Raw genomic sequence first — 262 nt, forward strand, 5'->3', positions numbered from 1 at the left:
CCCGCCGCTACCGCACCATCGAGAACCCAGACGAGGAGGTGGGCCCCGAGATCTTCCTTAACGAGGTCGATGCTCCCGACCTGCCGTACGATCCGTTTACGTCCAGCAGCAGTGGGGGGAGCTTGGCATCGGCGGTGGCGACGGCGGCGAATAACCACCACCACCACAATAGCAACAGCACCGTCGAGGAGGACCAGGTGATGGCGGAGCTGGCGCCCGAGGATTTGCCTGAGGCTAGGATGCAGGGGGATAGCAGCAGGGG

General features: G+C 64.5%; 1 protein-coding gene. It reads left to right on the plus strand.

Annotated features, from left to right (window positions below; translation table 11 throughout):
* On the plus strand, nucleotides 1-262 hold a 262-nt coding region (locus tag KZZ06_RS21300; RefSeq protein ID WP_219581931.1), incomplete at both ends, for a hypothetical protein.

This window comes from Sulfitobacter sp. CW3, from assembly GCF_019392245.1.
Lineage (GTDB): Bacteria > Pseudomonadota > Alphaproteobacteria > Rhodobacterales > Rhodobacteraceae > Sulfitobacter.